The 14,288-nt window shown below is 68.8% G+C and carries 11 protein-coding genes; 1 reads left to right on the top strand and 10 read right to left on the bottom strand.

Features of this window, described 5'->3' with window-relative positions:
- Positions 1-4: 4 nt before the first annotated feature.
- From DBV14_RS00125 to DBV14_RS00165, 9 genes are all read right to left on the bottom strand, one after another.
- Positions 5-781, bottom strand: a complete 777-nt coding sequence (locus DBV14_RS00125; RefSeq protein WP_124457167.1) for an enoyl-CoA hydratase-related protein — start codon at positions 779-781, stop codon at positions 5-7.
- Positions 778-1,941 (bottom strand): CaiB/BaiF CoA-transferase family protein, encoded by a 1,164-nt coding sequence (locus DBV14_RS00130; protein WP_124457168.1) that lies wholly within the window; start codon positions 1,939-1,941, stop codon positions 778-780. Before DBV14_RS00130 ends, DBV14_RS00125 begins: the two co-directional genes overlap by 4 nt.
- Complete coding sequence (locus DBV14_RS00135; protein WP_124457169.1) at positions 1,938-3,320, bottom strand: FAD-dependent oxidoreductase; 1,383 nt, start codon at positions 3,318-3,320, stop codon at positions 1,938-1,940. The genes DBV14_RS00130 and DBV14_RS00135 overlap by 4 nt, the downstream gene beginning before the upstream one ends.
- Positions 3,321-3,372: 52 nt before the next feature.
- A complete protein-coding gene (locus DBV14_RS00140; protein ID WP_124457170.1) occupies positions 3,373-4,221 on the bottom strand; it encodes an ABC transporter permease in 849 nt (282 codons plus the stop codon).
- A 10-nt stretch (positions 4,222-4,231) separates the two neighbouring features.
- The gene (locus DBV14_RS00145; protein ID WP_260396758.1) at positions 4,232-5,071 is read right to left on the bottom strand and encodes an ABC transporter ATP-binding protein; all 840 of its coding nucleotides are present in this window, start codon (positions 5,069-5,071) and stop codon (positions 4,232-4,234) included.
- A gap of 4 nt (positions 5,072-5,075) precedes the next feature.
- A complete protein-coding gene (locus tag DBV14_RS00150) occupies positions 5,076-6,107 on the bottom strand; it encodes an ABC transporter substrate-binding protein (RefSeq protein ID WP_124457171.1) in 1,032 nt (343 codons plus the stop codon).
- A 298-nt stretch (positions 6,108-6,405) separates the two neighbouring features.
- Positions 6,406-9,462 carry an autotransporter outer membrane beta-barrel domain-containing protein gene (locus DBV14_RS00155; RefSeq protein ID WP_124457172.1) on the bottom strand — a complete coding sequence of 1,019 codons (3,057 nt, stop codon included), beginning with the start codon at positions 9,460-9,462 and terminating at the stop codon, positions 6,406-6,408.
- A 348-nt stretch (positions 9,463-9,810) separates the two neighbouring features.
- A complete protein-coding gene (locus tag DBV14_RS00160) occupies positions 9,811-10,836 on the bottom strand; it encodes an alpha/beta fold hydrolase (RefSeq protein ID WP_260396759.1) in 1,026 nt (341 codons plus the stop codon).
- Between the two features lie 28 nt (positions 10,837-10,864).
- Entirely contained in the window at positions 10,865-11,617 is a 753-nt protein-coding gene (locus tag DBV14_RS00165; RefSeq protein WP_124457174.1) for a TIGR04325 family methyltransferase, read from the bottom strand.
- A 227-nt stretch (positions 11,618-11,844) separates the two neighbouring features.
- On the opposite strand from DBV14_RS00165, the gene DBV14_RS00170 reads away from it, so the two are divergent.
- The gene (locus DBV14_RS00170; protein WP_185545875.1) at positions 11,845-13,602 is read left to right on the top strand and encodes a hybrid sensor histidine kinase/response regulator; all 1,758 of its coding nucleotides are present in this window, start codon (positions 11,845-11,847) and stop codon (positions 13,600-13,602) included.
- On the opposite strand, the gene DBV14_RS33290 is transcribed toward DBV14_RS00170, so the two are convergent.
- Entirely contained in the window at positions 13,571-14,152 is a 582-nt protein-coding gene (locus DBV14_RS33290; RefSeq protein WP_185545876.1) for a hypothetical protein, read from the bottom strand. The two genes, DBV14_RS00170 and DBV14_RS33290, sit on opposite strands and share 32 nt — an antisense overlap.
- Positions 14,153-14,288 lie beyond the last annotated feature (136 nt).

The following is a 14,288-nucleotide window of genomic DNA, read 5'->3' on the forward strand; positions in this document are numbered from 1 at the left end:
GCGCCTAGCGGCCCAGCCACCGCGGCTTGCGTTTCTGCTGGAACGCCAGCACGCCTTCGTTGGCGTCTTCGGACTGCAGCGCGGCCACCAGTGCCGGCAGCCGCATGCGGTGCGCGTCGGCCGGCGCCAGCGTGCCGGTGCGCCGCACCACCTGCTTGATGGCCTTGAGCGACAGCGGTGCGCAGGCCAGCATCTGCTGCACCCAGCGGTTGACGGCGGTGTCGAGTTCGGCGCGCGGCACCACCTCGTTGACCAGGCCCATCTCGAGCGCGCGCTGCGCCTTCACGCGCTGGCCGGTGAGCATCATGCCCATGGCCTGGCGGTAGGGAATCTGCCGTTGCAGCAGCAGCATGCCGCCGTCGAGCGGCAGGCGCCCCACCAGCGGCTCGGGCAGGCCGAAGCTGGCGTCCTCGCAGGCCACCACGATGTCGCAGCCCAGCACCATCTCAAAGCCGCCGCCGAGCGCCAGTCCGTTGACACGCGCGATCACCGGCACGTCGAGCGTTTCGCGCAGCGCGATGCCGCCGAAGCCGCCCGTGCGGGCCGCGGCCCAGTACTCGACGCCCTTGAGGTTCGAGGTGTTCTTCAGGTCGGCGCCCGCGCAGAACGAGCGTTCGCCCGCGCCGGTGAGCACCACCGCGCGGATGTCGTCGCGCGATTCGATGTCGCTCCAGATGCGCTGCAGCTCGGCCTCGGTCGGCAGGTCTACCGCGTTGAGCACTTCGGGCCGGTCGATGGTGACCGTGGCCACATGATCGACGACGTCATAAAGAACGCTCATGCGTCGGCCTCCTCGATCAGCGCGCGCGCTTCGGCCAGCACTTCGTCGGTGTGCTGCCCGAGCCTGGGCGGCTCGCGCCGCAAGCCGGCCTTGGCGCCCGACATCTGGATCGGGCTGGCAATGAATTTCAGCGGCCGACCCGACGAGGCATCGCCTTCGAGAATCATCGCGTTGTGCAGCGTCTGCGGATCGACCAGCGCCTCGCGCATGTCGCGCACGGGGGCCGAGAGAAGGTCTTGTTCTTCGAGCTTGTGCAGCCAGTGGTCGCGCGTGTTGCTGGCAAAGCGCTCACGGAAGATCGCGTGCAGCTCGGCCTTGTTGGCGAACTGCGCCGCCATGCCCGAGAAGCGCGCATCGGCCGACAGGTCGCCGATGCCCAGCGCCGTGCAGATGTCGCGCAGCGGGTTGGCCTTGAACGCGCCCACCAGCACCAGCGGCCCGGTCTGCGTGTCGAACACGCCCGACAGCGGCATGGCGGCCCAGTTGACCTCGGAGTCTTCCATCATGACCATGGCCGCTTCCTGCATCTGCATCGCGAGCATGGAGTTGTAGAGCGACACCGAAATTTTCTGGCCTTCGCCGGTGCGCTCGCGCTGCAGCAGCGCCAGCAGAATGCCCTGCACCATGTGCATGCCCGCCGTGTAGTCGGCCAGCGCGGTCGGGTAGATCGACACCGGCACCGAGGCGTCGGCGCGGCGCGCCATCACGCCGGTGAGCGCCTGCGCCAGCACGTCCTGGCCGCCCTTGTGCGCATACGGGCCGGTCTCGCCGAAGCCCGTGCCCACCGCGTAGATGATGCGCGGGTTCAGGCGCCTGCAGTCTTCATAACCCAGGCCCAGCCGCTCCATCACGCCGGCGCGGAAGTTGTTGGTGACCACGTCGGCGCCGGCAATCAGCGCCTTCACCAGTTCCATCTGCTCCGCATCGCGCAGGTCGATCTCCACGCTGCGCTTGTTGCGGTTCAGGCTGCAGAAGATCGGGTTGTCGTTGCCCGCCACCGGCGCAAAGGTCGAGCGGCTCAGGTCGCCCGCGCCCTTGCGCTCGATCTTGATGACGTCGGCGCCATGGTCGGCCAGCATCTGCGTGCAGACGGGGCCCATCATGACCTGCGTGAAGTCGATCACGCGGATGCCGTCCAGGGGCAATGCAGCGGTGCTCATGCGGCCTCCTGCGTGAACGAGCGCGCAATGGCGGGCACATCGGCATTGGGCCCCTTCTGGTCGCCCGGGTCGGCGCCCTGCGCACGCAGCGTCTTCTGCAGCTTCGCCACGTCGACATCGCGCACCGACACACCCGCATTCAGCGCCAGCGCCGCGGCCGTGCCGGTGGCCTCGCCCATGGCCATGCAGGGCGGGATCTCGCGTGAAATTTTCTGCGCGGCCGAGGTGGCCGAGTAGTGGCGGCCGGCCACCAGCAGGTTCTCGACGCTGCGCGGCAGCAGCGTGCGATAGGGGTAGTAGTAGTCGCGGCCACGCGCCACGCTGTCGTCGAAGCGGGTGCGCTGGGCCACGTCTTCCTTGGTCATCACATAGGCACCTTCGAGCAGGCGGGTCTGGCGGATGCCGGTCTGCGGCGCCATGTCGATCAGGGTGCACTTCGAGAAGCCCGGCAGCTTGGCGCGCACGAACTCGATCACCTTGTGGATGGTGGCGCGGCCCTGCACTTCGGCGCGCGTGAGGTCGCTCACCTTCAGGCCATCGAGCCCCGGCATGTGCGGGCAGTTGCACCACACCACGCCGGGCAGCGGCGTCTTGAGCCACCAGGCGTCCCAGGCGCCGCCGAGCATGTGCTTGATCTCGCGGTCCAGCGCCTGCCAGGCCATGGGCTCTTCGCGCTCGAAGCGCTCGGCCTCTTCAGTGTCCACCGCGCCGAGGCGGAACACGGTGGTCACGATGTAGCTGCCGCTGATGTGCGGCGCGCCGGCCGAAGCGGCCACGTCGAGGTCGCCGGTGGTGTCGATCACCACCTTGCCCAGGATGGCTTCGCGCCCGCCCTTGGTTTCGCAGACCACGCCCTTCACCTTGCCGTCTTCCACCAGCGTGCGCGAGAACCACGAGTGCAGGCGCAACTCGATGCCGGCCTGCTGCACCATTTCGAGCGAGGTGCGCTTCCACGCATCGGGGTCGAAGGCTGCGGCAAAGCAGATCGGGTGCAGCTTCTCCTTGCTGTGGAAGTCGTAGGTGCCCCAGCGCTTCCAGCGGCGCACCGATTCAGGCAGCGTGCCCCAGTCCTGCTGGCGCGGGTACTCGGCCAGGCCCAGCGCCGACATGCGCTCGATCATTTCGAGGCAGATGCCGCGCACCGAAATCTCTTGCTGGTGGCTGTCCCACATGTCGTCCAGCACCAGCACCATGCCGCCCGAGGCCAGGCCGCCCAGGTGGTTGTAGCGCTCCAGCAGCGTCACGCTGGCGCCGTTGCGCGCGGCGGCCAGGGCAGCGGCCTGCCCTGCCGGGCCGCCACCGACCACCACCACGTCCGATTCGGCTGCCACGCGCACGTCGTGCGCGGGCTCCTGCATCCAGTCGCCAATACGGCTCATAGAACTCTCCTGTTGATTTGTTGGGATGTGTGTTTGAAATGCGCCCGGCGGATCACGGGGCGGCTTCCGGTTGCCAGCGAATGACCCAGCGCTCGGCCAGCGTCACCAGCAGGAAGAACAGGCCGGAGAGCGTGGCGCTCATGACGATCGCGGCATAGAGCAGCGGCGAATCGAAGTTGAAGGTGGCCTGCAAGATCATCGCGCCGATGCCCACCGTGGCACCCACCCATTCGCCCACCACCGCACCAATGACGCACATCGACGCGGCAATGCGCAGGGCCGAGAACAGATAGGGCAACGCGTTCAGCAAACGCAGGCGAAAGAAAATCTCGGTCTTGCTCGCCGACAGCACGCGCATCAGCTCCATCGCCTGCGGGTTGACCGACTCCAGCCCGCGCACCATGTTCACCAGCGTCGGAAAGAAGCAGACCAGCGCGGCGATGGTGATCTTCGGCTCCATGCCGTTGCCCATGATGAGCACCAGCACCGGCGCCTTGGCCACCAGCGGCACGGCGTTGAACATCAGCACCACCGGAAAGAAGATGTCCTGCAGCGTCTTGTTGTGCACGAAGACCGTGGCAATGGCAATGGCCGCGAGGTTGCCCAGCACGAAGCCGCCGGCCGCCTCCATGGCGGTGGGCAGCAGGTTGTCGAGCAGCACGTCGCGCTTGGCGTAGAGCGTCTCCAGCACGGCCCATGGCGTGGGCGCAATGAAGGGCTTGACGTCGAACAGCGCGATCACGGCCCACCACAGGAAGACCAGGCCGACGATGCCGAGCGCCGGCAAGATGCGGCGGCGCCACAGGCGGCGCTGGCGCGCGGCGGCCCATGCGATGTATTCGGGGTCGGCCGGTGCGGCAAAGGCACCGGGCACGGCGGAATCGAGAGAGCGGGTGTTCATGGCATCGGCCTCAGCAGGTTTCCAGCACACGGCGCAGATGGCTCGTGAGGCGAACGAATTCGGGGGTCTCGCGCATTTCGAGCGTGCGGTCGGCCGGCAGCTCGACAGGCACGATCTCGCGCACGCGGCCCGGGTTGGCGGCGAGCATCAGCACGCGCTGGCCCAGGAAGGCGGCCTCGTGGATGCTGTGCGTGACGAACAGAATCGTCACGCCGGTCTCGCGCCACACGCGAAGAATTTCTTCATTGAGCCGGTCGCGCGTGATCTCGTCGAGCGCGCCGAAGGGCTCGTCCATCAGCAGGATCTTCGGGTCGCTGGCGAGCGCGCGCGCAATCGACACGCGCTGGCGCTGGCCGCCCGACATCTCGTGCGGGAACGCGCCCAGCCGGTCTTTCAGGCCCACCAGCTCGAGCAGTTCGCGCGGCGAGCGGCGGCCCTTGCGGCTGGCGCCGCCCCCCACCTGCAACGGCAGCTCGACGTTCTGCAATGCCGTGCGCCACGGCAGCAGCGCCGCATCCTGAAAGACGAAGCCGATGTCGCGGTTCTTGCGCGCGGCCTGCGGCGTGGAAGACAGCACCTCGATGCGGCCGCGGCTGGGCTGCAGCAGGTCGGCCACCACGCGAAGAAAGGTCGACTTGCCGCAGCCCGAGGGGCCGAGCAGCGTCAGGAATTCGCCCTGCGCCACGTCGAGGTCGAGGCTGCCGATGGCGGTGACGTCGCGGCGCTCGGTGAAGAAGCGCACGCCGATGTCGCGGCACGTAATCGCTGGTGCGGCCGGTGCGGCGGGTGCGGCAAGCACCGTGGCGAGCGTCGCGGGCATCCCGGGCGGCGCGTTGAGAACGGCGGCCATCGCGTCAGGCCTTCACGGCGCGGGCCGCGGCGGTGGCCTTGAGCGCATCGAGCGAGATCACGTCTTCGACCTTGGGCGTGCGCGCGGTGAACTGGCCCAGCTCCGAATAGGTGGTGATCTGCTCCTGCCACACGGCCGGGTCCATCGCACCCCAGCCCTGGGTCTGCGCGGCACCGCCGAAGGAGTAGTCGAGCATCACGTCGACCGCGATGCGCTCGTCTTCGCGCTTGAGGTTGGGGTATTCCTTGACCAGCATGTCCACCGCCTGGTCGCGGTTGGCGCGCACATGCTGCCAGCCCTTGGCGGTGGCGCGCAGGAAGGCCTCGATGATCTTCGGCTGCGTTTCCAGCGTCTTGGTCGCCGCGTAGTAAGGCAGTGCATAGAGCCGCACGCCGGCGTCCCACAGCGTCATCTCGACGCGGTCGGGGCCCAGCACCTTGATGGCGGTGGTGCTGGTGAGCCAGCCCGTGACCACGTCGACCTGCCCGGTGAGCAGCGGCGTCATGTCGGCACCGACGGAGACCACCTTGACGTCTTTCTCGGCGATCTTGTTCTTGGCCAGCAACGCGCGCAGCAGGATGCCCGCGGTCGATGGAATGCCCACGCGCTTGCCGATGAGGTCGGCCGGCTTGCGCACCGGATTTTTTGCCAGCGAAAAGTAGGTGTACGGATGCTTTTGCGCGCCCGCCGCGAAGCACTTGATGGGCAGGCCCTGCGACACGGCCAGCATGATCGACGGGCTCGACGACACCTGCCCCACTTCGTAGCGGCCCGAGGCGATGATGGCCACGCCGTCGATGTTGGGACCGCCCGGCTGGATCGCGAAGTCGATGCCTTCCTGCTCGTAGAAGCCCATGCGCTTGGCAACCACTTCGCCGATCTGGTTGACCCCGACGATCCAGCCCAGCTGCATGTTGATGCGCGCCTTGCCCTGCGCGAAGGCATCGACCGACAACAGGCCACCCGCGGAAAGTCCGCCGGCGATGAGGGACGTCTTGAGGAGACTTCGACGACCGGGGTCCCGGAGATTGGCCATGGCGGATTCCTTTTCTTCGATGCGATGAGGTGGAGTCATTCGGCTTGTGCGCCGGCCGGTGTTGCAACACACCGAGGGCCGGCGAGGCGAATGCTAGGAGTGCGGCGTGAGCGCACCAAGCACCGTTTTTCGCAACGGGTGAACTAAAAAATAGTTCTCCTTCAGGTCTCCCAATGGCACCGTGGTGCGCATGGCGCACAGGCGTGCACCAGCATCGGGAAAACGATAGGTCCCGATGGGTGCACGCGGCCGCATCAGCGGCGAAGAAAGAGAAAACCGAAAGACCTTGCGCGGGCTCCTACCAGCTCACCCGCACGCCGATCGATGCGTTGACCGAGCTCTTCACCTTGGCGTCGCCGCCCGAGGACCAGAGCTTGCCGACTTCGCCATACAGGCTGGTCGATGGGGTCAGCGCCAGCGTGAAGCCGCCGGCCAGCTCGGTGCTGGTGCCACCGGTGGGTGCCGCGACGCTGCTGGTGATCGCGCCATTCGTGAAGCGCGCGATGTCGGTGCCGCGCGATGTCTTGTAGACGTTGAAGCGGACGTACGGCTGCAGCCTGCCGATGCCCGTGTCGATCTCGCCCTTCACGCGCACGCCCGCACGTGCGATCCAGCCGTTGTCCGCCTGCGGCCGCACCAAGGCACCGGAGATCAGCGAGTTGCCCAGGTCCAGGTGCTGGTGAATCAACTGCAGTTGCGGCTCGATGCGCCAGCCACTGTCGCCGAGGGGGAACGACTGCCCCACCTCGATGGAGCCCAGCAGGCTGGTGCCCTTGCCGTCCGCACCGAAGCCCAGGCTCGGCGCCACGGTGTAGCGGTGGCGGCCCGACTGGATCACGGCATCGGCATAGAAGCCGCTGTCGCTGGTGTAGGTGCCGTACACGCCGACGTACTGGCTGCGCAGGTCGGTGCGGCCCACGCGCAGGTTGTTCACGCCGCTTGCAAAGCCGTTGACGCGCGCATCGCCGTCGAGCTGGCCGACATAGACGCCCGCGCGCCAGTTCGGCGCGACGAACAGGTCGGTGCCCACCTGGAAGCCGGTGAGGCGGCCCTTGCTCGCGGGCGATACGGCGCCACCCTGGCGAATGTCGATGTCGGTGGAAATCACGCGCGCCCAGGCGCGCCGTTCCGAACCGGCGGGCGTGGTGGACGAGCCCTTCACATCGTCGTCGCCCACGCGCTTGCGCAGGTCGCCGAGCATCGAGAGGTTGCCCTGGCGCAGCTGGTTCGGCAGCGCGGCGTAGAGCGCGGCCTCGGGGCGATAGGTGATGACAGGCACGCCCGCGGGATTGCTCGGAGACACGGCGGTGATGCTGGAGCGCAGGTACCAGTTCTCGCCCGCGCCATTGGCATCCGCGGCGTTCAGGCGGTATTCGTAGGCGCCCGCGTCGACATGGCCGCCGGCCAGCACGAACGCGTTCTTGCTCGTCTGCGCGGTGGTGGTCGCGCCGTTCTGCGCGGTGATCACCTCGATGCCGTTGCCGGTGGTCAGGGCGCCCAGGCCACCCAGGTTCACGATCTGCACGTTGGTCGTGCCACTGGCGATGGCGGTGCTGCCGCTGAGGATCAGCCTGTCGCTCGCGCTTGCACTGCCGCCCAGCGCCGTGCCCAGCCGCAGCGTGCCGCCGTTGCCCACCCAGGGCCCGTTGACCGTGAGGGTGGTGCCGGGCACGCTGCCCGGCAGCGAGACCGTGCCGCCGTTGGTCATCGACGCAATGGCCTGGCTGTTGCCGGCCAGGTCGAGCACAGCGCCGGGAGCGACGGTGAATGCACTGGCGCTGCTGAGCGTGTTGGCGGCACCGGCGCGCAAGGTGCCGGCGGCAACGTTCGTGGCACCGGTGTAGGTGTTGGCACCGCCGAGGGTCAGCGCGCCCGCGCCGGCTTTCACCAGGCCGCCGGCGCCCGAGATGGGGCCCGACCAGCCCAGGCTGTGGCCGTTGGTGTCGATGGTGCCCGTGCCGCCCAGCAGCAGCGGACTGGACAGGTTCAGGCCATCGGTCCCGGCGATGACGCTGGCTGTGGCGCCGCTGTCGATGGCGACGGCGCCCGAGAGCGATGCCCCGGCGTTCAGCGTCAGGCTGTTGGCGCCGCCGGTGAACTGCACGGCGGCGGCGCGCGTGACGCCATCGCCGCCCAGGCCGCCGGAGATGGCGCCGCTGTTGGTCACGTTCATGCCGGCGCCCATCACGCCCACGCCGCCGGCACCGTTGGCGCCGCTCGCACCACCGTTGCTGTTGGTGCCGCCGATGCCGCCCGCGCCCCCTGCGATGGTGCCGTTGTTGATGACCGTCACCCCCGTGGCGGTGGACCACAGCCCGACGCCGCCGTCGCCGCCGCCGCCCGGCGTGCCCGTGCCACCCGCACCGCCGCCGCCGGCACCGCCCGCGCCGCCGGCGCCCCCTGCGATCTGGCCGCTGTTGTTCACCGTCAGGGCGCTGCCGGTCAGCGTGGCACCGTTGCCGCCGGCACCGCCGCCACCGCCCGTTGCGTTGCTGCGGGCCGGCAGAAGCTCGGACCCGCCCACGCCGCCGGCCCCGCCCCTGAGGCTGCCGCTGTTGGTGAACGTGCGGCCGGGCGTCGTGGCGTTCATGAAGAATCCGTCGCCACCGCCGCCGCCGCCACCGCCCTGCGAAAAGGCGTCGCCGCCCTTGCCGCCGGCGCCACCCGTGGAGGCGCCGGAGGCCGTGTAGTTGCCCAGCGGGCCGACCAGCGTGGACCCTTGCCCACCCGCGCCGCCGCCGCCCGCGGCCCAGTACCCGTTGCCGCCCGCACCGCCGCTGCCGCCGGTATGGCTGTCGCTGGACGACGTGGTGGCGGGATTGATCGACAGGCCCTGGAAGCCGCCGCCGCCACCGCCGCCGTAGCCGTTTCCGTTGGCGGCGTCACCGGTTTGCGCGCCTCCGGCGCCGCCGTTGTCACCCTGGAACACACCGGGGCCCACCGCGTTGCTGCCGGCACCGGCCGCGCCGCCCGCGCCCGGGGTCGCGCCACCGAACATGCCGATATCGGCCGCGCTTCCCGCCGTTGCGCCGCTTGCCGACGACGACCCGCCCGCGCCGCCGTGCGCGTTGACGGTGGTGTCGTTGAGCCCGCCGGCGCCACCGCTGCCATTGCTGCCGCCAGCGCCGGCGTTCAGTGTCGTGTCGCCCACCGGCTGGCCGCCCGCGCCGCCGGCCGCCAGCGCGGAACCGGCGCCAAGAAGCAGCGCCGCTGCGGCAACCACTCGCAGATCCCCCAGCGCAGCTTTGCGCGCCCCGCTCGCGCTGGAGGACCGCGCATGGCCCCGGGCGATCTCGGGTGCCGCCACCCAGGTGCCGAGCGTCGAATTCCAAAGTGTTCGGAACGTCTTGTTCATGGCTTTTCCCTTGCTTCTTTGTCCTTGTTGCTGACTTCTTCGAGGCAGGCGCTCGCGTGCAGCCGCGCGCCCTGAAAGCCCGCATCTGCCGTCGATTGCAAATCTCAAGCATCAATGTAAGAACGCGTACAAGACTGCGAAATGCCGCGAACGGGGTAGCCCCAAAGAGGCGCATCCACTGGCCTCGGGATCACGTCGCCCCACTGGAGAGGCCCCCTCCGACGCCCTGCTTCGTCGAACTGCATCGAGATGTAATTAGTATTTCGCGGCGGATGCAAAGTCGTTGGATGACCTCGCGTTGCACCGCGGTCCATCAAACCCCGGGGCACGGCTTGGCGAATGCGGCCGTCAGCGTTGACCGGCGTTTCGGGCGCGCACGCTGTCGACCACGGACAGCACCGCATCGACCACGGCCCCGGGGTCGTCGAACTGGATGTTGTGCCCCGCGTTGGGCAGCACCACGTGCCGGCTGTTCGATGACCAGCTGGCCTCTTCTTCGTGCATCTGCTCCCAGATGGCCTGCACCTGCGTGCCCTGCTCTGGCGTGATCTTCATGTCCCCGAGTTCGGCCTGCGTGTACGGCGCCATCGCGGTCAGCACCACGAGCGGGCGATCTCCCAGCGCACGAAAACCGTTGGCCTCGGTAATGGTGCGGTCCAGCGCGTCGCCCTCCGCCAGCTGCGTGCGGAAAGACACGGGCGCGTAGGCCCGTATGGCCTGGATGTCATGTGCCGAGTGGTACGGCGCCTGCGGCACCAGCCTTGGCGCAGCGGCGCGAAGAACGCCTGTCCATGCGAGCGCGACGGCGATGCGGGAAAACGGAGAGCGGGTTTCCTTCATGAAGCCGGCAACGCGGTCGGCCTGCTCCGGGTGCGAGGGATCGACAAGAACCAGCCCCGCCACATCGGCACCGAAATACTTCGTGTAGCCCATGGCATAGAGGGCACCCGCCGACTGCCCCACCAGCACCAGCGGGCCCCTGGCCTCTCCCGCATTGGCCAGCGCGGCACGCAGGTCGCGGGCCACGCGCTCGAAACCGGGAGCGCTGTCCGAGGGGTCGCTCCACATCACGCCCGCCCGGCTGTAGGCGCAGGTGTGCGTGTGCCGGGCAATGAGGTCATGCACCGACGACCAGCTCAACGCGCCGTCGATGCTCAGGCCCGCTTCGAGCACGACGGTGGGCGAGCCGGTGCCGCGGCAGTCGAGCTGGATCTTGCGGCCTCCGACATCGACCATGCGCCCGGGCGGCGGAAAGTCGCGCGCGGCCCTGCCCTGGCCGATGCGCTCGTACGCGGCGCCCGCCACCACAGCGGCAACCCCGAGTGCCGCGCCGGCCACGCAGATGCGCACAGTCCAGGTTCCGATGTTTTTCACATGCGCGCCAATGCCGTCTGGCCGGCGCTCAGGCAAGGTCGAAGCAGCAGCCCGCGTAGTAAGGCTTGTCGCCGCCATCGACAAAGGGCACTTCGATCGGCTTGCCCTCGTTGCGCCAGCTGTCGCGCTTCTTGTAGCCCGAGCGCGTCAGCCCGGCCAGCAGCTCGTCGTGGTGCTCGATGCGATAGGGGCACACGGCCACGCCGATGCTGTTGAGCGTGTAGATGGTGCGCTCGGGATGCACCGCCGTGGTGTTGAGGATGATGCGCTTGGGCTTCACGGCAAGCTCCGAAAGAATCGCATCGATCCGCTTGGGCAGGTACTGCAGGCTGCCCGAGGCATACAGCACGTCGACGCCGCTCGCGTCGCGGTAGTCGGTGGTGAAGTCGAGCTGCGCGCTCACCTCGCGCTGCCCGGCCAGTGCCTGCCCGCTGGCCACCACGCTGGGCACGTCGCACACGGTCCAGTGCAGGTCGGCGGGGTAGTTCACGACGCGGCGAAAGGCGTAGTACTTGATGCCGACGTGGCCGCCCAGGTCGAAGATGCGGGTCAGCCCCGCGTCGATCGAACGGCTCAGCCAGAACAGGCCCGGGTAGTCGTAGAAGTAGATCTGCGGGCTGTAGAGCCGGGTCGTCTCGGGGTTGTCGTAGCCGACGAGCTTGGTGGTGGGCACGCCGCTCTCGGCCTCTGCAAAGCTCGCGAACGAACCCATGAAAAGGTTCTCGTCCTGGTTGTCCAGGAACTTGCGCCTGTAGGCACTTTCCAGACCGTTTGAAAGCATCTTTTTTCTCCGGTGGCCAGCCCATTGTGCAGACCGCCCGCCAAGTGCTCAAGTTGCAAAGCCCTGCGCTGCTGGGGCAGTTACCCAGGTGGGTACCTTTCGCGGGCATCGATCGCGTGCGGGCGCATTGGACTAAAGTCCCATGACACCTCACGCGCCTTGCCTTAAGTTGCATGCGCCGATCGCGGCATTCCCTTCACCCGCTGCCCTCCTTCGCATCACCACCGATGAGCGCCTCATTCACGCCGACGCCCACCGACCCCGTCTTTGCCGCGCGCATGGCCGCGCTGCACCGCAACTTTCCGTTCTCGCTGCTGGGCGTGCTGTTCACGGTGGGGCTGGTGATCGCGGCGCTGTTCGGCGCGGTGTCGCACGCGCAACTGGCGGCGTGGGCCGTGGCGAACACCGTGCTCACGGCCGCGCGGGCCTGGAACGTCTGGCGCTTCCGGCACGCGATGCGCAGCGACGCCGCGCTGCGCCGCTGGCGGCTCGGTGCCATCGCCGGCGCGGTCGCGGGTGGGCTGCTGTGGGGCCTGCCGCTCGCGTACTGGATGCTGCAGGTGCCGCTGGCGCAGCAGATGTTCATCGTGGTGGCGATGCTCACCATGGGCACAGGCGCCATCTACGCCTACTGCATCGACCTGGGCCTGCTGTATGGCTTCCAGGTGCCGTACTTCTTGCCCGCGATGCTGGCCCTGGGCACGCTCGACGACGTGATGCTGCGCGTGATGTCGGTGGCCGGCGTGCTCTACCTGTTCGTCACGCTGGCCTTCGCGCACCGCATGTACCGCACGCAGGTCGACTCGCTGCAACTGCGCTTCGAGAACCTCCACCTGCTCGACCGGTTGCGCCACGAGAAGGAAGCCGCCGAGCGCAGCGACCTGGCCAAGTCGCGCTTTCTTGCGGCGGCCAGCCACGACCTGCGCCAGCCGGTACATGCGCTGAGCCTGTTCGTGGGCGTGCTGCGCGGACAGGCGCTGCCGGCGACGAGCCGCCACCTGGTCGACAGCATCGGCCGGGCCGCCGCCGCGATGGGCATGCTGTTCGAGGGCCTGCTCAACATCTCGCGGCTCGATGCGGGCGTGGTCCGCGTGAGCCCCAAGCCCTTTGCGCTGGCCAGCCTGCTCGACCAGATACAGCTGGAGTTCGCGCCGCAGGCGGCCGCCAAGTCGCTGGTGCTGCGGCTGCGCACGCCCGATGCCACCGTGCGCTCCGACCCGGCCCTGCTCGACCGCGTGCTGCGCAACCTGGTGGAGAACGCCATCCGCTACACCGCGCGCGGCAGCGTGCTGATCGGGTGCCGCCGCGCGGGCCCCAACCTGCGCATCGAGGTGTGGGACACCGGGCCGGGCATTCCCGAGGCGGAGCACGAGCGGGTGTTCTGGGAGTTTCACCAGCTCGCCAACCCCGAGCGCGATCGCACCAAGGGCATGGGGCTGGGCCTGGCCATCGTGCGCCGCACCGCGGGCCTGCTCGGCCATGCGCTCACGCTGCGTTCGCGGGTCGGCCATGGCACGGTGTTCGCCATCACCGTGCCGCTGGCGCACGAGGCACCCACCGCCGCGCCGCAGACGCGGCCGGCCGCGCTGCTGCCCGAGCCAGGCGGGCAGCTCATCCTGATGGTCGAGGACGATGCGGAGAGCCGCCATGGACTGCAGCTGCTGCTCGAGAGCTGGGGCCACCGCGTGGTGGCAGCCGAAAGCGGCGCGCAACTGCTGAAGGAAGTGACGCACCGGCCCGGCAAGCCCGCGCTGGTCATCAGCGACTACCGGCTGCGCGAAGGCGAGACCGGCGTCGACGTGATCGACCGCGTGCACGAGGAATACAACGACGACGGCATCCCGGCCTTGCTGGTCAGCGGCGACACCGATCCGCAGCGCCTGAGCGAGGTGGCCGCGCGCGGCTGGCAGATGCTGCACAAGCCGGTGGCGCCCGCGCAGCTGCGCGCGGCGATCAACCGCCTGCTGCTGGCGAGCGAGCGTTAGCCGCAGCGCGGGCTTCGCGCCGCGCTGAAACGCGCAGTGGCGATGATGATGCCGCCGCCGAGGCGCCCCGCCGGCGCGGGCCTTGTGCGCCGGTGGATGCAGCGGGTGCGCGCACGCGTTCGCGCACCGCGCGCCCTTGCGTCGTCGTAGTCGTCGCAGCGGCCGGCTGCGCTGCCGGTGTCCGGTGCGCTTCGAACAATGCTTCCTTCTTCTTCAGGTAGTGCATGAGCACATGCGACACCATGTTGAGACCGAAGGTGCCGAACGCCGCCGGAAAGATGTACAGCGCAATCGACAGCTCCGACGAGAACACCACATCGTCCGCCAGCGACGGCGTGGCCTGCGCCTCCAGGGCCAGCGCGCGCAGCATGAAAATGTCCACGCCCGCCAGCACGATCAGCAGCAGGCCAAAGGCAAGCACCGTCGCCTTGGAGAATTCGCGCCGGACGAACAGCGTGACGAAGATGGCCGCGGGCAGCACCAGCGAGCAGAGCACCAGCACCCAGAAGCGCAGCTGCGTGAATATCGTTGCGTCCGAAAGCGTGTGCATGGGCTGATGAACCTTGGATGCCGAATTGAGCCACGGCCGGCGCCTTGCAATTTGTCCGGCAAGTGAACAACGGGTAAAGCCCGCCCTCGGAACCCGCAAGCAATGAAACAGCGGGCAACGTCCGCGCCCCTGTCAT

The organism is Variovorax sp. KBW07 (assembly GCF_003852515.1).
Taxonomy (GTDB): Bacteria; Pseudomonadota; Gammaproteobacteria; order Burkholderiales; family Burkholderiaceae_C; genus Variovorax.

Bases quoted from the DNA above. Each gene is read 5' to 3' on its own strand.
- DBV14_RS00125 (WP_124457167.1), bottom strand. From the start codon at position 781: ATGAGCGTTCTTTATGACGTCGTCGATCATGTGGCCACGGTCACCATC.
- DBV14_RS00130 (WP_124457168.1), bottom strand. From the start codon at position 1,941: ATGAGCACCGCTGCATTGCCCCTGGACGGCATCCGCGTGATCGACTTC.
- DBV14_RS00135 (WP_124457169.1), bottom strand. From the start codon at position 3,320: ATGAGCCGTATTGGCGACTGGATGCAGGAGCCCGCGCACGACGTGCGC.
- DBV14_RS00140 (WP_124457170.1), bottom strand. From the start codon at position 4,221: ATGAACACCCGCTCTCTCGATTCCGCCGTGCCCGGTGCCTTTGCCGCA.
- DBV14_RS00145 (WP_260396758.1), bottom strand. From the start codon at position 5,071: ATGGCCGCCGTTCTCAACGCGCCGCCCGGGATGCCCGCGACGCTCGCC.
- DBV14_RS00150 (WP_124457171.1), bottom strand. From the start codon at position 6,107: ATGGCCAATCTCCGGGACCCCGGTCGTCGAAGTCTCCTCAAGACGTCC.
- DBV14_RS00155 (WP_124457172.1), bottom strand. From the start codon at position 9,462: ATGAACAAGACGTTCCGAACACTTTGGAATTCGACGCTCGGCACCTGG.
- DBV14_RS00165 (WP_124457174.1), bottom strand. From the start codon at position 11,617: ATGCTTTCAAACGGTCTGGAAAGTGCCTACAGGCGCAAGTTCCTGGAC.
- DBV14_RS00170 (WP_185545875.1), top strand. From the start codon at position 11,845: ATGAGCGCCTCATTCACGCCGACGCCCACCGACCCCGTCTTTGCCGCG.
- DBV14_RS33290 (WP_185545876.1), bottom strand. From the start codon at position 14,152: ATGCACACGCTTTCGGACGCAACGATATTCACGCAGCTGCGCTTCTGG.